Source organism: Arthrobacter sp. ISL-72, assembly GCF_018613755.1.
Lineage (GTDB): Bacteria > Actinomycetota > Actinomycetes > Actinomycetales > Micrococcaceae > Arthrobacter.
In genome coordinates, this window is record NZ_JAGGPP010000003.1 from 102,462 (window position 1) to 125,175 (window position 22,714).

The following is a 22,714-nucleotide window of genomic DNA, read 5'->3' on the forward strand; positions in this document are numbered from 1 at the left end:
CCCATGTCAAGATCAAAGGCGATCTGAATGTCCAAAAGGTTACTTGCAGGTTTTACCGCGGCCGCTCTCGGCCTTGGCACGCTCGGAGCAGGCTCGGTCCTGAGCTCCGCCATGCTGGCCCGGCCCGCCCAGGCCGTTCCCGGAACCGGTCCCATCACGCTGGGCAGCAGCACCAGTCCCATGCCGGATATGGTCCCCGTCAGCGGAACCTGGACCCGGGCATCCGACGGCGGCCAGTCCGCCGTCGCGCTCCAAGACCAGAACGCGGCCGCCATCAGTGAACAGCTCGTCGGCGGCACCGCGAGGTATACCGCCGGGGTGTCCGTCGACCCCGCCAGTCCCTATGCGGTAGGAGCCTTGCTGTTCCGCGGTGCCGCCGACGCCAGCAGCGGCTACGCGGCCGCCATCGATCCAAACCTGGACCGGGTCCGGCTCTTTGACCTGGCAACCGGCCAGGACGTGGCACCGGCGGCGTCGGTCCCGCTGGACACGGGCCGAAGCTACTCGGTGGACGTCCACGTGGACGGGGACCGGATCTACGTTGCCGTGGACGGTGTGGCCCGGATCGACACCACTGACCAGCGGTACCAGGACGGCCACGTGGGGCTGCACGCATACAACGGTTCGGTGAATTTCAGCCAGCCCCAGGTCCGCACCATCGACGCCAACGTCAGCGGCTGGGAGGCGGACGGGGCGGCATGGACAGCGACGGCAACCGGCTTTCGGGGCACCGCCGCGAAAGGGGCCAACATACGCGCCGTCGCCGCGGACCAGAGCCCCCAGGCCACGGATTTCACCGCTGACATCCAGGTCACCTCGGCGAATGCCGTGGGCGCCGTCCTGTTCCGCACGAACGCCGCCGGAACCGCCGGTTACGGGGCGGAAGTGGACCCCAACGCCGATAGGCTTCGGCTGTACCGGATCGAGGACAACGCCACCCTGGGCACATACTCCACGGCCATCACCGTCAATGCGGTGTACCGGTTGCGTGTAACGGCCGACGGCGGACAGCTCGCCGTGCGCTGGCAGACGGACCTGATGGATCCGAACGGCTACAGCCCGGTGATCACCGCGGCGGACACCGCCCACGGTTCCGGCCACGTGGGCCTGCTCGCCTTCAACGGCACCACCGTGTTCCAAGGAATGACCCTCAAAGGCCTGGACACTGCGCTGCAGGGCTGGCGCACGGCTGCCGGAAGCTGGGAACCGGACGTGCGCGGACTGCGCGGCGCCACGGATGGCCTGGATGCCGGCACCGACGCCGTACGCTTCATTCCGGCGGTGGCGTCCGACGTCGTCGTCTCCCTCGACCTGGACGTCGCCGCACCGGCGACGGCCGCCGTCGTGGTCCGGAGCAACACGGACGGCACCGGCGGCACCGAATTCAGGGTGGATCCCGGAGCGGGGACGGTTGTCCTGACGGACCGCGCCTCCGGAAGCGTGCTGGCCAGCGGTGCGGTGCCCCCGGACAGCTTCGCCGCGGGCCAGCTCAACCGTGTCCAGCTCACCTTCCGCGGCACAAACGCCGCGGTCCTGGTCAACGGCATCCAGGCCGTCGCGGGGCCGGCCGGACCAGCCGCAGGCAACGGCATCGTGCTGCGGGTAAGCGGCGGAGGAGCCTACTTCCAGAACCTCAGGGCCGACGATGTTGCCAGCTACATGAACGGCATCTACCAGCCCGGTTACCACTACAGCCAGAACTCCGGGAACAGCTCCGATCCCAACGGCCTGGTGTACTTCGAGGGTGAGTACCACCTCTTCCACCAGGACCGCGGCCGCTGGGCACACGCCGTCAGCACCGACCTGCTGCACTGGAAGCAGCTTCCCATTGCGCTGCCGCACTTGGCGGGCGGCGAATCCTGGTCCGGCTCCGCGGTGGTGGACGCCAACGATTCCAGCGGACTGTTCGACGGCGGCCAGGGCCTCATCGCGTTCTACACGAGCTTCGACCACGATGCGGCCAACGGCAACCAGTCCGTGCGCGCCGCCTACAGCAAGGACCACGGCCGCACGTGGGCAACGGTGCAGGCCGCACCGGTGGTGGAGAACCCCGGCGGGCCGGCCGGCAGCTGGGACTTCCGGGACCCGAAAGTCACCTGGGACGCGGCCACAGGCAGGTGGATCATGGTGGTGGCCGGCGGGGACCACGTGCGGTTCCACACCTCCACGGACCTGATCAACTGGACCCTTACCAGCTCGTTCGGCTACGGCGACTGGGTCCGCGGCGGCGTGTGGGAATGCCCCGACTTCTTTGAACTGCCGGTGGAAGGGCAGCCCGGAGTCAAACGCTGGGTGCTGTGGTGGAGCACCGGTGCGGCCAGGTCCACCCGGGGCTCGGCAGCGCAGTACGTCACCGGAATGTGGAACGGCACCACCTTCACGCCAGACACCGGGCCCGAACAGGTGCTGCAGGCCGATTCGGGCCGGGACTACTACGCGGCCATGAGCTTCTTCGGGGCACCGGACGGCCGGCGCATCATGCTGGGCTGGATGAGCAACTGGGACTATGCCTTCAGCCCGCCCACCGGCCGTTGGAACGGGCAGCTGAGCATCCCGCGGCAGCTCAGCCTGAGGGACGTTCCCGGCGCCGGACTCCGCCTGGGCCAGGAACCGGTGACCGAACTGGCAGGGCTGCGTACGTCCACGTGGCAGGCGTCCGAGGTCCCGGTGACGCCCACTTCCCCGAACCCGCTGGCCGCGGCCTCGGGCAGGTCCTTCGAACTGGAAGCGGAGGTGGCGATCCCGTCCACCGGCGGTGCCTCGGCGTTCACCTTCGGACTCCGGAAAGGCGGGGCAGGCGGCGTAGAGGAAACCAGGCTCCGCTATGCCACCGGCACTGGAACAGGCACCGGGACCGGTGCCGGCACAATGACCCTGGACCGGGGGCAGTCCGGGCGGGAGGACTTCAGCCGGTACTTCGCCGGCACTGCGGCGGACGACTCCAGCACCGCCTGGAGCTCCACCACTGTGGCAGCAGCCGGCGGCGGCACTGAACGGCGCGTCACGCTCCGGGCGCTGGTGGATTCGTCCTCGGTGGAGCTCTTCGGCGGCGACGGCACGGCAGCCATCACGTCCCTGGTCTTCCCGGATCCCTCCGCCACCGGGCTGTCCTTCAGCGTAAGCGGCGGCAGCGCACGGCTGGTGGCCGCCAAGGTCCACCAGTTGGCTGACACGTCGCGCCTCACCGCCGCACCACCGTCGGCCGTTCTGCCGTCGGCCGTTCTGCCGGCGGCAAGTGGAACGGCGGCAAGCGGAACAGCGGCAGGCGGAAGTGCGCGGCACAACCTGGGCTCCTATGCGGTGGTGCCCGGCGGCCGCTGGGAAAGCTCGGGGGCGGGCCTGGCAGGCACGTTCGACAAGGACTCCACGGCCATGTGCACAGCCACGTACTCCGATGTCCGGGTGGCGGCGACCGTGCGGTTCGGCGGGGAGCCTTACGCAGGGGCCACGCGCCTCAGCGGCCAGGTGCCGGCGCGGGGTTATGGCGGCGCCGGTTCGGTGCTGCTGCGGGCTTCATCCGACGGCTCCACGGCGTACTACGTCAATCTTGACCCGAACCTCCGGCTGGCCCGGATTTTCAAGCTGCAGGACGGCGTCTTCGATCCCGCCAGCAGCGTACTGGGGACTGTCCCGCTGCTGCTCAGCCAAGGCGTGAGCTACAGGATGGAGGCCGCGGTGGCGGGGGATCGGCTCACTCTGACGCTCGACGGCAGCGAAATCCTGACGGTCAATGACGCCTCCATTTCCTCCGGCAAGGTGGGCGTCAACGTTTTCGACGGCCGCGCGGCCTACCAGGATGTGGTTGTTGCAGGGTCGGGATGAGTGAACTCCGAATTGCAGAAGGTGGAGGCAGCATGGCCGGCGCGTGACATTTCACACTAAATCTGATTTGTCCTGCAACATTTGACTCAATAAAACTGATGTGGCACGCGCGCGCAATGGGCAATGTAAACGCTTGCACAAATGGAGTGAAACTCGGTTTTTTTGGCCCCGAAACCCGGTTTGATAAGCGGCCGCCGGCCTGCCTAGCGTAGGAAGCGGCGCAGGAAAAGATCATTTTCCAAGCCGCCTCCCGGGGCCCTACCCAAGCCCCGACTCCTTCGACACAAAGGCGTCCTCGATGACGCCTGCCGTGTTGTCGGGAACTCCGGAGCGTCGGGGGAAGGGCATATGCCCGTCTTCCACGAATGGTCTTAACTCCGCGAGAAGAGCAAAAATGCACAAGCACCCCAATACACCCCGGATGCTGCGGTGGCGCCCTGCCGCCGCAGCACTGGCAACGGCCGTGGCGGCCTCCGCTTTCCTTGCGGTTCCGTCGGCCCAGGCCAACGAACCGTCCGACCCGCCCTCGACGCAGCAGCTGCCTGCGCCGACCCCCGGCTTCCCCCTGCCGAGCACGCACAGCCAGAAGGCTTACGACCCGGCGGCGGACTTCACCTCCAAGTGGACCCGTGCCGATGCCAAGCAGATCATGGCGCAGAGCGATTCCACTGTTGCGCCCGGCGCGAACTCCATGAGCCCGGACGTCACCATGCCGGAAATCCCGGAGGATTTCCCCACCATGAACGACGACGTCTGGGTCTGGGACACCTGGTCCCTGACGGACGAGAACGCGAACCAGATCAGCTACAAGGGCTACGACGTCATCTTCTCCCTCGTCGCTGACCGTCACGCCGGCTACGGCTTCGACCAGCGCCACTGGAACGCCCGGATCGGCTACTTCTTCCGCAAGACCAACGCCGACCCGGCCAAGGACAAGTGGAACTACGGTGGACACCTGTTCCTGGACAACACCTCCATCGGCAACACCGAATGGTCCGGCTCCACCCGCCTGATGCAGGGCGACCACGTGAACGTGTTCTACACGGCCACCACGTTCTACGACGTGGCGGAGCGCAACGCAGGCGGCGGCGGCATCGCCCCCGATGCAGCCATCGCCAAGGCCCTGGGCAACATCCACGCCGACAAGAACGGCGTCACCTTCGACGGCTTCCAGCACACCAAGCTGCTCGAACCGGACGGCAAGATGTACCAGAGCAAAGCGCAGAACCCGGGCTTCGCGTTCCGCGACCCGTACACCTTTGCCGACCCGGCCCACCCGGGCAAGACCTTCATGGTCTTCGAAGGCAACACCGGCGGCAACCGCGGCGAATACGAGTGCAAGGACGAGGACCTGGGCTACCTGCCGGGCGACCCCAACGCCGAAAAGCTGAATGAAGTCCAAAGCACCGGCGCCTACTACCAGACCGCAAACGTTGGCCTGGCTGTAGCGGACAACAAGGACCTGACCAAGTGGTCCTTCCTGCCCCCGGTTCTCTCGGCCAACTGCGTGAACGACCAGACTGAGCGTCCGCAGATCTTCATCCAGAACGAAGGCGGCAAGAACAAGTACTACCTGTTCACCATCAGCCACCAGTTCACCTACGCAGCCGGCATGCGCGGCCCTGACGGGGTCTACGGTTTCGTAGGCGATGGTGTCCGTTCGGACTACCAGCCGATGAACAACAGCGGCCTGGCCCTGGGGTCCCCGACGGACCTCAACCTCCCGGCCAACGCCCCGGAGAGCCCCTCCGCGAAGCAGAACGGCCGCCAGTTCCAGGCATACTCGCACTACGTGCAGCCCGGCGGCCTGGTGCAGTCCTTCATCGACAACGTGAACGGCGTCCGCGGCGGCTCACTCTCGCCCACCGTGAAGATCAACTTCCGGAACGGCGTATCCCAGGTTGACCGCAGCTTCGGCCAGAACGGCCTCGGCCCGTTCGGCTACCTGCCCACCAACGTCAAGGTTGGCGGCGAGGGTCTCTACAAGTAACCCGCACCGGGGAACTTAACACCGCAGTAGCAAAGCAGGGGCGTCCGGAAACCTATCCGGGCGCCCCTGCTGTGTTGTCGATCTTTTCGTACGTCCATATTTCGTACCTCTATATACAGGGCAAACACGGAAACCATCCTGCTTGTACGCGGATCCGGGGCAGCCGCCGCGTGGAATCCCGGCGTCCATCCGGGCTAGACTCGCACGCCGGGGACAGAACGCCATTGCCGGCCGCGTCCTGAAACGGAGCAGCCGGCGCAATCTCAACCAGAAAAGTGACCTTTGAAAAACCTTGCACGCCCTCTGACCGCAGCCGCCCTCTTCGCCGCACTGGCACTCACCGCATGCTCCGCACCCCAAGCGGGCAGCGCACCGGCGTCGTCCGCTCCCGGAACAGCCACCGCGACGGCGACGCCCAGCCCCAGCAAGAGCTCCGGCGCATACGGGGACTTTCCCTCGGCGGCGGAAGCGTGCACAACCATCTCCGAGCAGGCCACCGGGGCCTCGCTGTTCCCGCTCTCGGCCGCGCAGGGCAAAACCGCGGAACTGGAAAAGCTCAAGGCGGAGCTCAGCGAAACCGCTGAACGCGTCCCGGACGAGCTCAAGGCCGACTTTGCAAACCTCAACGATGTGGCTGTTGCCGGCCTCACCGACCAGACCGTGTATTCCAGCGGCAAGTTCGACGCCGCCATGACTCCGGTTACTGCCTGGCTCGCCGCCAACTGCAAATAGCCCCTAGCGGCCCCCCCGGTGGGGCCGCCGGCAACGGCCCGGCTGATTTTCGCCGGCGTCCGGCCGCTTGTCCCGGCCAAGGGATAGGGTGGTGTTCAAGAGAAGGGGAGTGCCTGATGGAATACCAGAACCCACATCCCGCGCCGGGGGCCCATGCTGTACCTGGCCGCGCGCTGGCCGCCGCCACCGGACGTACCGTCATTGCCGAAACTGCGGTTGCCAAGGTGGCCGGCATCGCGGCCCGCGCTGTTCCCGGAGTGTATTCGCTCGGCACCGGGCCGTCCCGCGCCCTCGGAGCTTTCCGGGACGCCGTCGGGAGCTCGGACCATGCCGCCGGAGTCCATGCGGAGGTCGGCGAGACGCAGGTGGCCGTGGACATCAACCTCGTGGCCGTCTATGGCACCCCGCTGCACTCCCTGGCCGACCAGGTGCGCGCCGCCGTCTATGCCGCGGTGGAAGAGCTCGTGGGCCTTCAGGTCATCGAGGTCAATGTGGAGATCAACGACGTCTACGTGGCCGGTCCGGCAAAGCCCGGCCTGCCCGTGGAAGCCCGGACTGAAAGGGAGGCCCTGCAGTGAGCCTGACAGTGGTGGGAATAGCAGTGGGTGCCTTCGTAGCCTTTATGTCCTTCCAGTTCGGCGTCTGGGGTTTCCTGGGCTCGCTGCTGTTCATGGCGATCGGCGCCCTTTTGGGCCGCGCGGCGGAAGGGAAACTTGACCTGCGCAGCCTGTTCGATGCCATCACGGGCCGGCGCTCCTCCTCATGAGCAGCACGGCCGGAACCGCCGGTGGCTCCGTGATGGCCGGGCACAACCGCATCAGCACCCAGGCGCTGACCAGCCTCGCACGGGCCGCGGCGGCTGAGGAGCTCGGCGTCCCGCCGCACGATGTCCGGGCTGACTGGTCGGACGACGACGGCCTGCTGGCCCTGTCACTCGTCCTGCCCATCAGGATCCCGCCGCTCACCACGGTCCTCCGCGATCCCGCCCGGGTAGCCGGCTTCGGCGGATCCATCTGGGAGCGCGCCGTTGCGGCCAGATCCGTGATCCTGCACCGTGTTACGGAGCTTAGCGGGGCGCAGTTGAGCCGCGTGGACATCCGGATCAGCGGTGCCGCCATCAGCGAAGGGGGAAGGGTCCATTGAACAATGCCACGGACGTCCGCTCGAAGGGGTCCCATGCGGCGGGCAACAGCTCCGGTGCCCCCGCGCCGGACCCCCGCGGCGCCGGGATGCGCCGGATCCTGGACCGGGAAACACGCTCTTCCCGGGCCGGAGTGTCAGGGATCGCCGCAGTCCTGGTGGTGGTCCTGTGCGGGTATGGCCTCCTCGAGTCGGCCGTCCGCGCGATCGGGCAGCCTCCCTGGCTCATCGATCCTGAGACGGCCGCCGAGCGCATCATCGCACTCCCGCAGGGCATGCCGCCGCTGCTGCTCGGCTTAATTGGCGCGGTGACGGCAATGGTGGGGCTGTTTTTCTTCCTGAACGCCGTGCTGCCCGGCCGGCGTGCGCGCCACCTGCTCGCGGATCCGCGTGCCGGCGTCGTGGTGGATGACGAGGTCATCGCCTCCGCTCTTGCCCGGCGGGCCAGGGTGGCTGCGAACGTCATCCAGGAACAGGTGATGGTGGTGGTGTCACAGCGCCAGGTGACCGTCAACGTGCGGCCCACCTCGGGAGTGCCGGTCAGTGAGAACGCCGTCCTGGCCGCCGTTTTGGAGGAGCTGCGGGAGATGGACCCCGTGCCGATGCCCGAGGTGCGCGTCAATGTGGCCACGGCCGGGGTGATCGGGGCATGAACAACACTCCAAGGATCCTGAACCGGATCCTGATCGGAATCCTTGGCCTGAAGATGCTTGCCATTGGGTTGCTGCTGGTCCTGCTGGCTACGGTGCCGGCGGTCGGTTCCTGGTGGCAGCACTGGTCCGCCGGCGTGTGGAGTGGAATGAGCCGCCTGTTCCAGCGCACCGGCATTCCCGGCCGCGACGAAAGCTGGCTGTGGGCCGTCATGGCACTGCTGCTGGTCCTGGTCATCGCGGCGATGGTGGCATGGGTCGCCCAGCAGGGCAAGGGCCGTTCCAGCCTGCTTGTGGCCGAGGACGACGCCGGTGATTTCCCCGGGAGCGTGAGGATCGGCGGCGGCGTGGCAGAGCAGGCGTTGCGGGCGGCATTGGCTGAACGTCCGGACCTGGCCGGCGCCACGGTGGCCACTTACGAGATCCGGGGCGAGCCCGCTTTGAAGATCCGGCTGCAGCCGCGCCACGGCGTGGCCCCCCACCTCCTTGCGGCGGATGTTTCGGCCCTCGTGGAGGCGCTGGACGCCGTCGTCGGCCAACGCACACCTGTGCTGATCCACATCAGTGCCGGGGCCCGATCCCGGTTCAGCCGGGCGGAACGCGTCCGCTGACACGAGCCCCGGCCACGGGTATTAGCCTGCCAGGAGATACACGGCGGAGTTTGGCTCGAGTTTCCGGGCGCCGCCCGGATCGGTCCCGGAATCCGCGCGGCCGCCGGTTACTGCCTCCGGAGTACTGGCCAGGACAACGCGGTAGCCCTCCGGCAGGGCGGCAGCGCCGATGCCCATGTTGGCCACCACGAGCACGTCCCCGTTGTGGAAGGCCAGCACACCCTCTGCGGGTTCGTTCACGCCGGCCCAACGGAAGCTCCCTGCGCCCAGCCGGTGTCCACGGCGGAGTGCCAGGGCGGCGCGGTACAGCTCCAAGGTGGAACCGGCGACGCCATCCTGCCGGTCCGCTGCCAACTCGCGGAACGATTCCGGCTGGGGGAGCCAGGGCGCGGCCGGTGCTTCTCCTGCCGACGCGCCCTCTGCGGCGGTCGCGAATCCGTAGCCGGGTTCTTCCGCTTTCCACGGGAGCGGCACGCGGCAGCCGTCCCGGCCCCGTTCCACACCGTTCGTGCGGAAGAACGTCGGATCCTGGCGGGCTTCGGCCGGCACGGTCGTGTGCTCGGGCAGGCCCAGTTCCTCGCCTTGATACAGGTACGCCGAGCCCGGAAGGGCGAGCGCAACCATGGTGGCGGCCCGGGCTCGGGCGAGGCCCAGTTCGGCGTCGGGCTGCTCATCCTCCGCAGCGAGTCCCTTCGGGAAGGTGGTGGGGTCCGTCAAGCCGAACCGGGTGGTGTGCCGGACGGTGTCGTGGTTGCTGAGGACCCAGGTGGTGGTGGCGCCGACGGTGGCGGCAGCCCGCAGTGAATCCTCGATGGCCACAGCTGTCCGGGCAGCATCCCAGCCGGCCAGCAGGAAGTCGAAATTGAACGCCTGCTGCATTTCATCGGGCCGGACATACCGGGCCAGCCGCTCGGCCGGCTCCACCCAGGCCTCGGCCACAAGCATCCGGTCGCCGTCGTATTCGGCCAGCACCCGGTTCCAGTCACGGTAGATTTCGTGGACGCCGTCCTGGTCAAAGAACGGCGACGGCGGATACAGCGGCGAGACCGGCTGGTGCTCCTCGGCGGCCGTTGCGACGCCCGCACCAGCCGCTGCGGCACCCGCGGCGCCGTGGGCGCGGTGCGGTTCCTCCGCCTCGGTATGCCCGCCAGGGGAATCACCGGGCAGTTCGGTGGTTCCTTCCACCATGGCTGCTGAGCCTGCCCAGTCGGGCAGCCCCGCTTCCTTGACCATGCCGTGTGCCACGTCCACGCGGAAACCGTCCACGCCGCGGTCCAGCCAGAACCGCAGCACGGAGCGCATTTCTTCCTGCACCTCCGGGTTTTCCCAGTTCAGGTCCGGCTGCTTGGTGTCGAAAAGGTGCAGGTACCATTCGCCGGGCGTGCCGTCTGCCTCAGTGATGCGGGTCCATGCAGGTCCGCCGAAGATGGACTTCCAGTTGTTCGGTGCCAGGTCGCCGAGGCCGGACCCGGGAACCGAATCCTTGCCGGGCCGGAACATGTAACGGTCCCGTTCGCGGGAACCCGGGGGAGACGCCAGGGCCTGTTGGAACCAGACGTGTTCGTCCGAGGTGTGGTTAGGGACCAGGTCGACGATGACCTTCAGCCCCAGCCGGTGAGCTTTCTGCAACATGTCATCGAAGTCGGCCAGGGTGCCGAAGAGCGGGTCCACCTGACGGTAATCGGCAACGTCATATCCTGCGTCCGCCTGGGGCGACTTGTAGAACGGCGACAGCCACACGGCGTCGACTCCCAGTTTCTGCAGGTGGTCCAAATGGGCGGTAACGCCGCGGAGATCGCCCATGCCGTCCCCGTTGGCGTCGGCAAAGGAACGCGGGTAGACCTGATACACCACGGCGCTGGCCCACCAGGCCTCGGTCGAGGTGCCGGCAGTGGGAACGGTGTTGTGGACCACAGGTATCCTTTCAGTAAAGTTTCTGTGTAAACGCTTGCATTTCTCACCGCAACGTTACTAGTGTGATGGGCACCACTTCAACCGCACCGCCGAATTGCTTGTCACTCAGCGAGGAGTCTCATTTATGAAAACCCCTAACTTCCTACTGCCGGCAGCTGCCGCCGGCATCCTGGCATTAACCCTCTCCGCCTGCGCCGGTGGAGGGGGCACAACAGGCGGCGGGGGAGGCAGCGGCGATGCCGAACAGGGCCTCGACGGCCGCGGCCCTATCACCTACGTCCAAGGCAAGGACAACAGCAATGTTGTGCGCCCCTTGATCGAAAAGTGGAACGCCGACCACCCGAACGAAAAGGTCACCTTCAAGGAGCAGACCGACCAGGCCGACCAGCAGCATGATGACTTGGTCCAGCACTTCCAGGCGAAGGACGCCGGTTACGACGTCGTCGACGTGGACGTGGTGTGGACCGCGGAATTCGCGGCAAAGGGCTGGCTGCAGCCGCTCAAGGACAAGATGGCCATCGACACCAGCGCCATGCTCAAGCCGACGGTTGAGAGCGGAACCTACAAGGGAACCCTCTACGCTGCCCCGCAGACGTCCGATGGCGGCATGCTGTACTACCGCAAGGACCTGGTCCCCACGGCGCCGAAGACGTGGGACGAAATGATGAGCATGTGCTCCATCGCGAAGGAAAACAACATTGGCTGCTATGCGGGCCAGTTCAGCAAGTATGAGGGCCTGACTGTCAACGCCTCCGAAGCCATCAACTCGTTTGGCGGTTCTGTGCTGGATAAGGACGGCAAGCCGAGCCTGAACACGGACGAAGCCAAGACCGGGTTGGAAAACCTCGCGAAGGCCTACGCTGATGGCAACATTCCGAAGGAAGCCATCACGTACAAGGAAGAAGAGAGCCGTCAGGCATTCCAGGACGGTAAGCTCCTGTTCCTGCGCAACTGGCCGTACGTGTACAACCTGGCCACCACCGAAGGATCATCCAAGGTCAAGGACGTCCTGGGCCTGGCTGCCCTCCCGGGTGTGGACGGTCCAGGTGCTTCGTCACTTGGCGGCCACAACCTCGCCGTGAGTGTCTACTCAAAGAACAAAGCCACCGCCCTGGACTTCCTGAAGTTCATGACGTCGGAAGAGACGGAGAAGTTCTACGCCACGCAGGGCTCGCTCGCCCCGGTCCTGACCTCGCTGTATGAAGACGAGGAACTCGTTGCCAAGCTGCCCTACCTGCCGGTTCTGAAGACCTCCATCGAGAACGCGGTGCCGCGTCCGGTAACGCCGTTCTACCCGGCCGTCACCAAGGCCATCCAGGACAACGCATACCCTGCTATCAAGGGAGAGAAATCCGTGGAAGACGCCCTAGCCGACATGCAGAAGTCCATCGAATCCGCCGGTGCGGGATCGTAGTTCTGCCATGGCAACCGAATTAGGCCCGACGCCGGTCAAGTCACCGGCGTCGGGCGGTACCCCGATCCATCACGGCCCCAAGGGCGTAGGTGAGGACAACAAGATCCTCAGCCAGGGCAAATGGGCTTCCTGGCTCCTGGCCCCCACCATCATCGCCTTGGGCATCGTGATCGTTTATCCGATCATCAGCGCCATCGTGATGTCCTTCCAGAAGGATGCCGGCCTGGATCCCGCCACCGGCCTCTTCACCGCCGGCGGCCCGGCAGGCGTCCAGAACTACGTCAACTGGATCGCGCAGCAATGTTCAGCCCCCGGTGGCGGAACCGTCGCATGTCCGCCGGGAACCCTCGGCGGCCAGTTCTGGACAGCCACGACAACAACGTTCTTCTTCACCGTTGTCACCGTGGCCTTGGAAACCGTCCTGGGCTTCTGGATGGCCATGATCATGGCCCGCACTTTCAAGGGCCGCAGCCTGGTCCGCGCCGCCGTCCTGGTGCCGTGGGCCATCCCCACTGCTGTCACGGCAAAGCTTTGGTTCTTCATCTTCGCCTTCGAGGGCATCGCCAACAAGCTGTTCAACACCACCATCCTCTGGACCGGTAGCGAGTGGCCTGCAAAGTGGGCGGTCATCATCGCCGACGTGTGGAAGACGACGCCGTTTATGGCGCTGTTGATCCTCGCCGGCCTGCAGATGATCCCGGCGGAGGTCTACGAGGCTGCCAAGGTGGACGGTGCCACAGCCTGGCAGCGGTTCCGCATGATCACTCTCCCGCTGGTGAAGCCTGCGCTGATGGTGGCCATCCTGTTCCGCACGCTGGATGCACTGCGCATGTTCGACCTCCCGTACATCCTGACCGGCGGCGCGAACAACACCACCACGCTGTCCATCCTGGTGATTAACCAGATCAGGCAAGGGTTCAACTCGGCGGCGGCGCTATCCACCATCACGTTCATCATCATCTTCATCGTCGCCTTCATTTTCGTCCGCTTCCTGGGCGCGAATGTCGTGGAACAAAGCGGCGCCACGGGTAAGGGGAAGAAATGAGCAACGGGACAGCCACAACTGCCCTGAGGGCGGAACAGGACAGGGGCCGCAAGACCGCCCAGAACCGGGAGAAATGGGCACAGGGGCGCACCTACATTAGCGCCGCTGTAATCCTTATCTGGTGTCTCGCACCGGCGTACTGGATGGTGGTTACGGCCTTTCGTGACGTCGGCTTCACCTATGACACGTCCATCCTTCCCACCCACGTCACCCTGGACAACTTCAACACTGCCTTCGATACGTCGTTCGGTAACAGGTTCGGCCAGGCACTGCTTAATAGCGTCTTCATCGGTGTGGTGGTCACCGCCGTATCGTTGCTGATCGGCGTGTTCGCCGCGTATGCACTGGCGCGGCTTAACTTCCGGTTCAAGTACCTTGTCCTCGGCTTCATCCTGGGGGCCTCAATGTTCCCGGGTGTCGCCCTGATCACCCCGCTCTTCCAGCTGTTTACCAACATTGGCTGGATGGGTACGTACCAGGCACTGATCATCCCGAACATCTCGTTCGTGCTGCCGCTGACCGTCTACACCATGACGTCCTTCTTCCGCGAAATGCCGTGGGAGCTGGAGGAATCGGCCCGGGTGGATGGCTGCACCCAGGGACAGGCGTTCAGGAAGGTGATCATGCCGCTCGCGGCGCCGGCTATCTTCACGACGGCTATTCTGGCGTTCATTTCCTCCTGGAATGAATTCCTGATTGCCAGCCAGCTCTCCAGCGATGCAACCCAGCCGGTGACGGTGGCCATCGCCAACTTTGCCGGCGCACAGCCGAACCAGATTCCTTACACGGCCATCATGGCCGCCGGAACCATCGTCACCATTCCTTTGGTGATCCTGGTCCTGGTCTTCCAGCGCAAGATTGTTGCCGGCCTTACCGCCGGCGCCGTCAAGTGACGGGTTCGGCAGTGGACGCGAACCAGAACCACGGAAGGGTCCGCAGTGAACACCGGCGGACCCGCTCCGGGGAGGACTTCGACATCATCATCGGATTCCTCGGGTTCTGGGCCGTCGTCCTGCTGGTGGTCACCGTCTGGATGGAGGTGACCGCGCAGCCGGCACTCGGCTGGGCCCTGGGCCTGCTCGGCGTGCTCCTGGTCCTCTACGGCATGTTGCGGCTCCGCCGGCGCCTGCCTGCGAGGACCGCTACGCGTAAGAAATAGGAGCTGATCAACAGCTCAAGGCTGAGCAGAATAGACTGGCTTGTTGCCGCAGGGGGAAGCACAAGAGCAAGAATCTGCGAACAGCTGAATAAGGGGTAACTGTGGCACGCACAACAGACAGGGCTCAACGGGGCGGCCATTCCGGCGTCAGCATTGAGGACGTCGCAGCCGCAGCCGGAGTCTCCACTGCCACAGTCTCGCGGGCAGTCCGCGGACTGCCCAGGGTTTCACCGGCCACCCGGGAAAAAATTCTCGAGGTGGCCGGTGCCTTGGGCTACGTGGCCTCCTCCTCCGCCTCGGGCCTGGCCACGGGACGGACCAAAACCATTGGCGTGCTGGCACCGTTCGTGAGCCGGTGGTTCTTCTCCAAGGCCATCGAGGGTGCGGACCGGGAGCTCCACGCCCGCCAATACAACCTGTCCCTGTTCAACCTGGGCGGGCACGGCAGCAACCGCGAGCGGCTGTTCAGCAAAACCATGGTCTACAAGCAGATAGATGCCCTGCTGGTGCTCTGTATGGCACTCACGCATGACGAAATCCAGCACCTGCAAAAAATCGACATTCCGCTGGTGGTGGTGGGCGGCCATGTGGAGGAATGCCCGTACATCGGCATCGATGACTACGCCGCGGCGTCCACCGCCGTGCGGCACCTGATCAGCCTGGGCCACAAGGACATCGCGCTCCTGCACGGCGACGACGAGACAGACCTCAACTTCGACGTTCCGCGCGTCCGGATCAAGGCGTTCCAGGACGTCATGGCCGGATCGGGGCTGACAGTGCGGCCTGAATGGGACGAGTGGGGCGACTTCACCGTCCGCAGCGGCCAGGACGCCTTTGCCAGGATGTGGACGCAGGACGGGCCGAAACCCACCGCCATCTTCTGCGCTTCCGACGAGATGGCCATGGGTGTCATCTTCGAAGCGAACAAAGTGGGCGTCCGCGTCCCCGAAGACCTGTCCGTCATCGGGATCGACGACCACGACTTTTCTGACGCCATGGGACTGACCACCGTCAGGCAAAGGCCCGATGAGCAGGCCGAGCTCGGCACCAAGATGCTGCTCGACGAACTGGACGGCACCGGCGTGGTTCATTCCGCCGTGGCCCCGCATCAGTTGATCGTCCGGCGGACGACGGCGGCGCCCCCTTCGCGGCGGCAGGCCTAGGAGGCGCGGGCCAGCTGCCTGATGGGAATCCAGCGGGAGGCCAGCCGGCGGTAGGCGGCCGCTGCCCCCGTCATGTCTCCCTCGGCCAGGCATTCGATGCCAAGGCGGACGTCCATTGGTGAATCGTCCGGATAGACCTTGTCCGCCACTGCGCCGTAGTCCAGTTCCACCACCGACCCGGGGTGGAAGAGTTCCAGCCACTCGGTGAGCTGGGTCATGTCATCGAGCATGTCCAGGTCCGGAGCGGCCAGGGCAAGGTTGGCCACGGCGTAGCGCACGCGTTCCAGGGCCTCGCCGATCCGCGCCCAGACGCGGACCGTGACGATCCGTCCGCCCGACTCCACCACGTCCTGCGGGTCCGACTCCTGGAAAAGCGAGAACCAACTGAACGGGATGCCCCACGTGGAGGCGCGGGTGTGGACGCGGGTGGTGCCCTCGCGGGCCTTTACCAGGTCGATGCGTTCCTGGTGCTTGTCCCGCTGTTCCTCCGGAATCAGCAGTTCGGCCAGGGGCCCGTGGATGCCTTCCATGAGGGCGTTGGCCGCAAGGCCTGCCCGCAGCACCAGCTGGCTGGGGCAGTACAGCAGCGCAGGCTCCCCGCTCTCGCCGTCGCCGTCAGCGTCGGCCTCGGCTTCGGCAGCGTGGCCCGGCTTCCCGGCATCGGCAGCAGCGGCAGAAGCGTCACCGGGCCTGCCGGCATCGGTTGCGTCGGACCTGTGCCTGGGCGGCCGTTCCGGCTCCGCGGGAGCCGGAACGACCCGCACCAGGTCGGTGCGCCCGGTGGGGAAAGGATCGCCGCCGGGACGCGTGATCCTGCCGAGCGAAGCCTGCAGCTCCGCGTTCTCCACGGCTGCGCGGGACACTGTCCGGGCACCGGCCGCCTGAAGCGCGGCGCGCTGCTCTTCCGGGAACGCAGACAGCGGCTCGTAGATCCGCAGCGCGGATGAGAACGGCAGGCCCGCCTGGCCCCGGTAGATGTTGCCCGTCATCGCGGACCCATCAGTTTGCCAGTTCTACGATGACCGGAGCATGGTCCGAGGCGCCCTTGCCCTTGCGCTCCTCGCGGTCGATCGACGCGCCGGTCACGCGGGAGGCGAGGGCGGGGGAGGCCAGGACGAAGTCGATCCGCATGCCTTCCTTCTTCGGGAATCGCAGCTGCGTGTAGTCCCAGTACGTGTAGACGCCGGGTCCGGGAGTGTAGGGCCGCACCACATCGGTGAAGCCTGCCGATTCGAAGGCGTGGAACGCGGCGCGCTCCGGCGGGCTGACGTGAGTGTACCGGTTGTTCACGAACAGGTCGATGTCCCACACGTCGTCATCGAACGGCGCGATGTTCCAGTCGCCCATCAGCGCCACCTGGGCTCCGGGGTTTTCGGTGACGAGTCCCTGGGCGTGCGTCTTGAGGCTTTCGAGCCACTTGAGCTTGTACGGCATGTGCTCGTCGTCCAGGGAGCGGCCGTTGGGGATGTAGAGGCTCCAGACCCGGATGCCGGCACACGTGGCGGCCATGGCGCGGGCTTCCTGCACGGGATCCGTGCCTGCCTTGCCGAACGAGGGCTGGTCCAGGAAGGTCCGCTCAACATCCTCCAGCCCCACCCGGGAGGCGATGGCCACGCCGTTCCACTGGTTCACCCCGAAGTGGGCCACCTCGTAGCCCATCCGCTCGAAGAGTTCCCACGGGAAGTTTTCGTCCTTGCACTTGGTTTCCTGGATGGCCAGGACATCGCAGTCGCTGCGCTGAAGCCAGGCCTCCACGCGGTCGGCTCGGGCACGGAGGGAGTTCACATTCCAGGTCGCAATCTTCACAGTTCCTAACTTACCGAACTTGGGCGCCGGACAAAGCGGCTCGGCGGGTCCGCGGCGGACGTATTGGCGCAGAAACGGGGCACTTCGGCACGGACACGCCCTCGGCTGGTGCCTCAGAGGCGAAATTGCCGCTCAAATTGCCCCACGACGGCGGCCGCGCTGCCTCCCGCTGCGACGCCGCCGGCACTCTGGAATTTAGTAGGAAGTCCGAGTATATTCAGCAGCAGGATGATGTAGGTCACATGCAAAGGAGCATTTCATCATGGTTCGCGAGCTATCCCATTACATAGACGGCCAGCGGGTAGAAGGCACCTCCGGGCGCTTCGGCGAGGTCTACGATCCCTGTACGGGCGCGGTCCAGGCCATGCTGCCGCTGGCCGGTGCCGACGAAGTCCGCAACGCCATCGCCAGCGCCGAGAAGGCCCAGCTGGAATGGGGAGCCATGAATCCCCAGCGCCGCGGCCGGATCCTGCTGAGGTTCGTGGACCTGGTGAACGAGCACCTGGACGAACTCGCAGCGCTCCTCTCCTCCGAACACGGCAAGACCCTCGCCGACGCCAAGGGCGACATCCAGCGCGGCATCGAGGTGGTGGAATTCGCCGCCGGTGCCCCGCACTTGCTCAAAGGGGAGTTCTCCGACAACGCAGGCTCCGGCATCGACGTGCACTCGATGCGGCAGCCGCTCGGCGTGGTGGCGGGGATTACTCCGTTCAACTTCCCCGCCATGATTCCGCTCTGGAAGTCCGGACCTGCCCTGGCCGCGGGCAACGCGTTCATTCTGAAGCCCTCCGAGCGTGACCCTTCGGTACCGCTGCGCCTCGCCGAGCTCTTCACCGAGGCCGGTGTCCCGGACGGCGTGTTCAACGTGGTCAACGGGGACAAGGAAGCCGTGGATGCGCTGCTGGAGGACGAGCGGGTCAAGGCCATCGGCTTTGTGGGCTCCACTCCGATCGCCCAGTACATTTACGCCACCGCCGCGGCCCACGGCAAACGCGCCCAGTGCTTCGGCGGGGCCAAGAACCACATGGTGATCATGCCGGACGCGGACCTGGACATGGCCGTCGATGCGCTGATGGGGGCTGGCTACGGATCCGCGGGCGAGCGGTGCATGGCCATCTCCGTGGCCGTCCCGGTAGGGAAAGACACGGCCGACGCCCTGGTTTCCCGGCTGGAAGAGCGGGTGAAGCACCTCAAAGTTGGCCATAGCCTGGATAAGGACTCGGACTTCGGGCCGGTGGTGGCAGCGTCCGCCAAGGAACGGATCGAAGGGTACATCCAATCCGGTGTGGAAGAAGGCGCCACCCTGGTGGCTGACGGCCGCGGCCTGGCCGTGGACGGCTATGAGAACGGGTTCTGGGTGGGCCCCACGCTCTTCGACAATGTCACCAAGGACATGAAGATCTACAAGGAGGAGATCTTCGGCCCCGTGCTCAGCGTCCTGCGCGCCGCGGACTACGACGAAGCCCTCCGGCTCTGCAGCGAGCACGAGTTCGGCAACGGCGTTGCCATCTTCACCCGCGACGGCGACGCCGCCCGGGACTTCGCCAGCCGCGTGCAGGTGGGTATGGTGGGCATCAACGTGCCCATTCCGGTGCCCATTGCCTACTACACGTTCGGCGGGTGGAAGGCCTCCGGTTTCGGGGACCTCAACCAGCACGGCGCCGATGCGTTCCGTTTCTACACCAAGACCAAGACCGTGACCAGCCGCTGGCCTTCGGGCATCCGTCAGGGCGCTAGCTACGTGATGCCGGAAGGCAGCTGATGACCGCAGAAACGAAGGCAGAAGAGACCGCAGGGAGCCCCGCCGATGACGTGCTGTTTGAGCGGCGCGGCCATCTTGGCGTCATCACCCTGAACCGGCCCAAGGCGGTGAACGCCCTCACCGCCGGCATGGCCGCCGCAATGCTGGAGCGGCTCTCCGAGTGGGCGGACGACGACGGCGTGGCCACCGTTCTGGTGCACGGTGCCGGGGAGCGGGGGCTGTGCGCCGGGGGCGACATTGTTGCCATCTACCAGGACATGCTGGCAGGCGGTAAACAAACCGCCGACTTCTGGCGCGTTGAGTACCAGCTGAACGCCCTGATTGCCGGGTATCCCAAGCCGTATGTGGCCTTTATGGACGGCCTGGTGCTGGGCGGCGGTGTAGGGATCTCGGCACACGGCTCAGTGCGCGTGGTCACCGAACGCACCCGCACCGGCATGCCGGAGACCACCATCGGTTTTGTGCCCGACGTCGGCGGCACCCTGCTGCTTTCCCGCTCCCCGGGGGAGGCAGGCACCCATGCCGCCCTGACCGGCGCGCACCTGAGCGGGGCCGACGCCCTGTTCCTGGGATTGGCGGACCATTTCGTGCCCTCCGTAAACCTGCCCGCCCTGGAGGCCGCGCTCGAAACCGAAACGGCGGAAGCCGCCGTCGGACGCTTTACCGACAAGCCCCCGGCGTCGGCGCTGGCCGGAGAGCAGCACTGGATCAACGCCTGCTACTCAAGTGACGACGCGGAGGAGATTCTGCGCCGGCTGCGTGCCTTTGGAGGAGGCAGTTCCGGTGAGGCGGCCGCCGCCGCCGACACCATCGAAGCGAAGTCTCCCACCGCCGTGAAGGTTGCGCTGGGATCGCTCCGCCGGGCACGGGGACTGACCCTGGAGGAAGCGTTGGAGCAGGAATACCGGGTGGGCCTGCGGTTCCTGGCCGGCCCGGACTTCCGTGAGGGGATCCGTGCCCAGGTGGTGGAAAAGGACAGGAACCCGCGCTGGAAGCCGGCCACCCTGCACGAGGTCTCCAGTGCCGACGTCGAAAGGTTCTTTGCGCCCGTGGGGGAGCGGGAACTCAAGCTGCAGTCAAAGGAGGCCGACAATGTCTGAAACAAGCGGACCCGGAAACCTGGGCCATGTTGCGTTCCTCGGGCTTGGGCATATGGGCGGGCCGATGGCCGTCAACCTGGTCAAGGCCGGGTACACGGTGGCGGGCTTCGACGTCGTGCCCGCAGCGCTGGACGCCGCCCGGGACCACGGCGTCCCCACCGTCGCGACGCCGGCAGAGGCGGTCAACGGTGCGGACGTGGTGCTCACCATGTTCCCCGGCGGACAGCACGTGCTGTCCGCCTACCGCGGAAACGGCGGCCAGCCCGGGCTGCTGGAAGTCGCCGCGCCGGACACCATGTTCCTGGACTGCTCCACGATCAACGTGGACGAGGCCCGCGAGGCCTCCGCGCTCGCGGTCGCCGCCGGCCACCGGGCAGTGGACGCCCCGGTTTCCGGGGGCGTGGTGGGCGCCGAGGCGGGAACCCTGACGTTTATGGTGGGCGCCCTGCCCGAGGACTTCGACACCGTGCGGCCCCTGCTCGAAGTGATGGGGAAGCGGGTGGTCCACTGCGGCGACCACGGAGCCGGCCAGGCCGCGAAGGTCTGCAACAACCTGATCCTGGGCGTCTCGATGATCGCGGTGAGCGAAGCCTTCGTGCTGGGCGAGAAGCTGGGACTGACCCACCAGGCACTGTTCGACGTCGCATCTGCGGCGTCCGGGCAGTGCTGGGCGCTCACCACCAACTGCCCGGTCCCGGGGCCGGTGCCCACCAGCCCGGCCAACCGGGACTACCAGCCGGGCTTTGCCGGGGCGCTCATGGCCAAGGACCTTAAACTGGCACTCAACGCGCTGCAAGGCACCGGGGTGGCCGCCCGGATGGGGCCGCTGGCGTCGGAGATCTACGATACGTTTGCGGCGGAGGGCGGCGCGGGCCGGGACTTCTCCGCCATCATCACCGATATCCGGGACAAGTCCGCACACTAGGCGGGTCCACAGGCAGGTCCACAGTATTCAAGGCAGAACCACGTGAGGAGTCAGGCATGACGGAACAGTACGGGAACATTCTGGTGGAGCGGCGCGGACGCGTGGGGCTGGTGACCCTGAACCGTCCCGAAGCGCTGAACGCACTGAACAAGGCCACCATGGATGAACTCGTTGCTGCCGTCACTGCCATGGACTCGGATCCGGACGTCGGGGCGGTGGTGGTCACCGGGTCCGGCAAGGCGTTCGCGGCCGGCGCGGACATCAAGGAGATGGCTGCCCAGGGCTACATGGACATGTACGCCGCAGACTGGTTCCGCGGCTGGGAGGACTTCACCCGGCTCCGCATTCCGGTGGTTGCCGCCGTTTCGGGCTTCGCCCTGGGCGGCGGCTGTGAGCTCGCCATGATGTGCGATTTCATTATCGCCGGCGACAACGCCAAGTTCGGCCAGCCGGAGATCAACCTCGGCGTGCTGCCCGGCATGGGTGGATCACAGCGGCTCACCCGGGCGGTGGGAAAGTCCAAGGCCATGGACCTGATCCTCACCGGGCGTTTCATGGACGCGGACGAGGCCGAACGAGCAGGCCTGGTGTCCCGGGTGGTGCCCGCCGCTGACGTCGTTGAAGAGGCCCTTAAGGCTGCAGAGGTGATCGCCTCCAAGTCCAAGCCGGCGGCCATGGTGGCCAAGGAGGCCGTCAATGCCGCGTTCGAAACCGGGCTGGCGCAGGGCGTGCTTTTCGAACGGCGGATCTTCCAGTCGCTCTTCGCAACCGAAGACCAGAAGGAAGGCATGGCCGCCTTCACGGAGAAGCGCCAGCCCGAATTCAAGCACCGCTAGGGACTTCGACCCTAGGGACGCGGCGGCCGGCGGTGGGCGCGCAGCACCGAATCCGTGACCGTTACGGAGTTGCCCTCCGCGTCCGGGACCGGCCGCGGCCGGGCTTCGCAGACGTCGATTTCCCACTCGTCAGGGTCCAGCTCGGCGGCTATTTCCTCAGGTGTGAAGAGCAGGCCCGGCTCCGATGGTCGGGGGATCCCTGCAGCCAGGTCCGCGGGATGGTGGCCGACAATCAGCAGTGTGCCGCCGGGCGCCACCGACGCCGCGAGCCGGTGATACAGCTCCGTCCGCTGAGCCGCGGGGAGGTGCATGAACTGGGCAGACACGAGATCGAAAGTGCCGGCCGGGGGCGGTGAGCTGGTCAGGTCATGATGTGCCCAGGTGATCCGCCCGGCTGCCTCCGCATCCTGCGAGGCCCTTTCGGCGGCGCGGGCCAGCGCCACGGAGGAGATGTCCACCGCCGTGACCCGCCAGCCCTGGCGTGCCAGCCAGATGGAGTCGGCCCCTTCACCGCTGCCCACGTCCAGCGCGGAGCCGGGACGCAGGCCCACGGCCTCCGCCAGCAGGTTCGGGTTGGGATTGCGGCTCCACACCGAACCGTGCTGGCGGTAGCGCTCATCCCAGAACGACTCGTCAAACTTCACC

General features: G+C 66.3%; 21 protein-coding genes. 17 read left to right on the plus strand and 4 right to left on the minus strand.

What is annotated here, in order from left to right:
- The first annotated feature begins 27 nt into the window (after positions 1 to 27).
- The 8 genes from J7I92_RS02515 (at position 28) to J7I92_RS02550 (ending at position 8,945) form a co-directional block, all read left to right on the plus strand.
- Positions 28 to 3,822 (plus strand): glycoside hydrolase family 32 protein, encoded by a 3,795-nt coding sequence (locus J7I92_RS02515; RefSeq protein WP_214836904.1) that lies wholly within the window; start codon positions 28 to 30, stop codon positions 3,820 to 3,822.
- A 394-nt stretch (positions 3,823 to 4,216) separates the two neighbouring features.
- Positions 4,217 to 5,812 (plus strand): glycoside hydrolase family 68 protein, encoded by a 1,596-nt coding sequence (locus J7I92_RS02520; RefSeq protein ID WP_214836907.1) that lies wholly within the window; start codon positions 4,217 to 4,219, stop codon positions 5,810 to 5,812.
- Between the two features lie 282 nt (positions 5,813 to 6,094).
- Complete coding sequence (locus J7I92_RS02525) at positions 6,095 to 6,544, plus strand: hypothetical protein (RefSeq protein WP_214836910.1); 450 nt, start codon at positions 6,095 to 6,097, stop codon at positions 6,542 to 6,544.
- A 116-nt stretch (positions 6,545 to 6,660) separates the two neighbouring features.
- Positions 6,661 to 7,122 (plus strand): Asp23/Gls24 family envelope stress response protein, encoded by a 462-nt coding sequence (locus J7I92_RS02530; RefSeq protein WP_214836912.1) that lies wholly within the window; start codon positions 6,661 to 6,663, stop codon positions 7,120 to 7,122.
- Positions 7,119 to 7,310 carry a hypothetical protein gene (locus J7I92_RS02535; RefSeq protein WP_214836914.1) on the plus strand — a complete coding sequence of 64 codons (192 nt, stop codon included), beginning with the start codon at positions 7,119 to 7,121 and terminating at the stop codon, positions 7,308 to 7,310. The genes J7I92_RS02530 and J7I92_RS02535 overlap by 4 nt, the downstream gene beginning before the upstream one ends.
- Positions 7,307 to 7,687 (plus strand): hypothetical protein, encoded by a 381-nt coding sequence (locus J7I92_RS02540; protein WP_214836916.1) that lies wholly within the window; start codon positions 7,307 to 7,309, stop codon positions 7,685 to 7,687. Before J7I92_RS02535 ends, J7I92_RS02540 begins: the two co-directional genes overlap by 4 nt.
- Positions 7,684 to 8,337 carry a DUF6286 domain-containing protein gene (locus J7I92_RS02545; protein WP_214836918.1) on the plus strand — a complete coding sequence of 218 codons (654 nt, stop codon included), beginning with the start codon at positions 7,684 to 7,686 and terminating at the stop codon, positions 8,335 to 8,337. The genes J7I92_RS02540 and J7I92_RS02545 overlap by 4 nt, the downstream gene beginning before the upstream one ends.
- Positions 8,334 to 8,945 carry a hypothetical protein gene (locus J7I92_RS02550; protein WP_214836920.1) on the plus strand — a complete coding sequence of 204 codons (612 nt, stop codon included), beginning with the start codon at positions 8,334 to 8,336 and terminating at the stop codon, positions 8,943 to 8,945. Before J7I92_RS02545 ends, J7I92_RS02550 begins: the two co-directional genes overlap by 4 nt.
- 21 nt (positions 8,946 to 8,966) lie before the next feature.
- Here J7I92_RS02550 and J7I92_RS02555 read toward each other — a convergent pair whose 3' ends face one another.
- Positions 8,967 to 10,859, minus strand: coding sequence for an alpha-amylase family glycosyl hydrolase (locus J7I92_RS02555; RefSeq protein ID WP_396020344.1), 1,893 nt, complete (start codon positions 10,857 to 10,859; stop codon positions 8,967 to 8,969).
- A gap of 124 nt (positions 10,860 to 10,983) precedes the next feature.
- Between J7I92_RS02555 and J7I92_RS02560 the strand changes: the two genes are divergently transcribed.
- The 5 genes from J7I92_RS02560 (at position 10,984) to J7I92_RS02580 (ending at position 15,640) form a co-directional block, all read left to right on the plus strand.
- Positions 10,984 to 12,273 (plus strand): ABC transporter substrate-binding protein, encoded by a 1,290-nt coding sequence (locus J7I92_RS02560; protein WP_214836922.1) that lies wholly within the window; start codon positions 10,984 to 10,986, stop codon positions 12,271 to 12,273.
- A gap of 7 nt (positions 12,274 to 12,280) precedes the next feature.
- Positions 12,281 to 13,318 carry a carbohydrate ABC transporter permease gene (locus J7I92_RS02565; RefSeq protein ID WP_214836925.1) on the plus strand — a complete coding sequence of 346 codons (1,038 nt, stop codon included), beginning with the start codon at positions 12,281 to 12,283 and terminating at the stop codon, positions 13,316 to 13,318.
- Positions 13,315 to 14,211, plus strand: a complete 897-nt coding sequence (locus tag J7I92_RS02570; RefSeq protein ID WP_214836927.1) for a carbohydrate ABC transporter permease — start codon at positions 13,315 to 13,317, stop codon at positions 14,209 to 14,211. The genes J7I92_RS02565 and J7I92_RS02570 overlap by 4 nt, the downstream gene beginning before the upstream one ends.
- Complete coding sequence (locus J7I92_RS02575; RefSeq protein ID WP_311380048.1) at positions 14,208 to 14,477, plus strand: hypothetical protein; 270 nt, start codon at positions 14,208 to 14,210, stop codon at positions 14,475 to 14,477. Before J7I92_RS02570 ends, J7I92_RS02575 begins: the two co-directional genes overlap by 4 nt.
- Positions 14,478 to 14,578: 101 nt before the next feature.
- Positions 14,579 to 15,640: a LacI family DNA-binding transcriptional regulator gene (locus tag J7I92_RS02580; RefSeq protein WP_214836930.1), complete on the plus strand. Its 1,062-nt coding sequence runs from the start codon at positions 14,579 to 14,581 to the stop codon at positions 15,638 to 15,640.
- Here J7I92_RS02580 and J7I92_RS02585 read toward each other — a convergent pair.
- Entirely contained in the window at positions 15,637 to 16,629 is a 993-nt protein-coding gene (locus tag J7I92_RS02585; protein WP_214836933.1) for a hypothetical protein, read from the minus strand. The genes J7I92_RS02580 and J7I92_RS02585 overlap by 4 nt on opposite strands.
- A 10-nt stretch (positions 16,630 to 16,639) precedes the next feature.
- Positions 16,640 to 17,446 (minus strand): exodeoxyribonuclease III, encoded by an 807-nt coding sequence (locus J7I92_RS02590; RefSeq protein ID WP_214836936.1) that lies wholly within the window; start codon positions 17,444 to 17,446, stop codon positions 16,640 to 16,642.
- 262 nt (positions 17,447 to 17,708) lie between these two features.
- Here J7I92_RS02590 and J7I92_RS02595 point away from each other — a divergent pair, with 262 nt between their 5' ends.
- From J7I92_RS02595 to J7I92_RS02610, 4 genes are read left to right on the plus strand one after another with little or no spacing between them, the layout of a single operon-like run.
- Positions 17,709 to 19,208 carry a CoA-acylating methylmalonate-semialdehyde dehydrogenase gene (locus tag J7I92_RS02595; RefSeq protein ID WP_214836939.1) on the plus strand — a complete coding sequence of 500 codons (1,500 nt, stop codon included), beginning with the start codon at positions 17,709 to 17,711 and terminating at the stop codon, positions 19,206 to 19,208.
- Positions 19,208 to 20,308, plus strand: coding sequence for an enoyl-CoA hydratase/isomerase family protein (locus J7I92_RS02600; protein WP_214836942.1), 1,101 nt, complete (start codon positions 19,208 to 19,210; stop codon positions 20,306 to 20,308). The genes J7I92_RS02595 and J7I92_RS02600 overlap by 1 nt, the downstream gene beginning before the upstream one ends.
- On the plus strand, positions 20,301 to 21,233 hold the full coding sequence (gene mmsB, locus J7I92_RS02605) for a 3-hydroxyisobutyrate dehydrogenase (protein WP_214836945.1): 933 nt from the start codon (positions 20,301 to 20,303) through the stop codon (positions 21,231 to 21,233). The genes J7I92_RS02600 and mmsB overlap by 8 nt, the downstream gene beginning before the upstream one ends.
- 56 nt (positions 21,234 to 21,289) lie before the next feature.
- Positions 21,290 to 22,069: an enoyl-CoA hydratase gene (locus tag J7I92_RS02610; RefSeq protein ID WP_214836948.1), complete on the plus strand. Its 780-nt coding sequence runs from the start codon at positions 21,290 to 21,292 to the stop codon at positions 22,067 to 22,069.
- 11 nt (positions 22,070 to 22,080) lie between these two features.
- On the opposite strand, the gene J7I92_RS02615 is transcribed toward J7I92_RS02610, so the two are convergent.
- The gene (locus J7I92_RS02615; RefSeq protein ID WP_214836951.1) at positions 22,081 to 22,713 is read right to left on the minus strand and encodes a cyclopropane-fatty-acyl-phospholipid synthase family protein; all 633 of its coding nucleotides are present in this window, start codon (positions 22,711 to 22,713) and stop codon (positions 22,081 to 22,083) included.
- Position 22,714 lies beyond the last annotated feature (1 nt).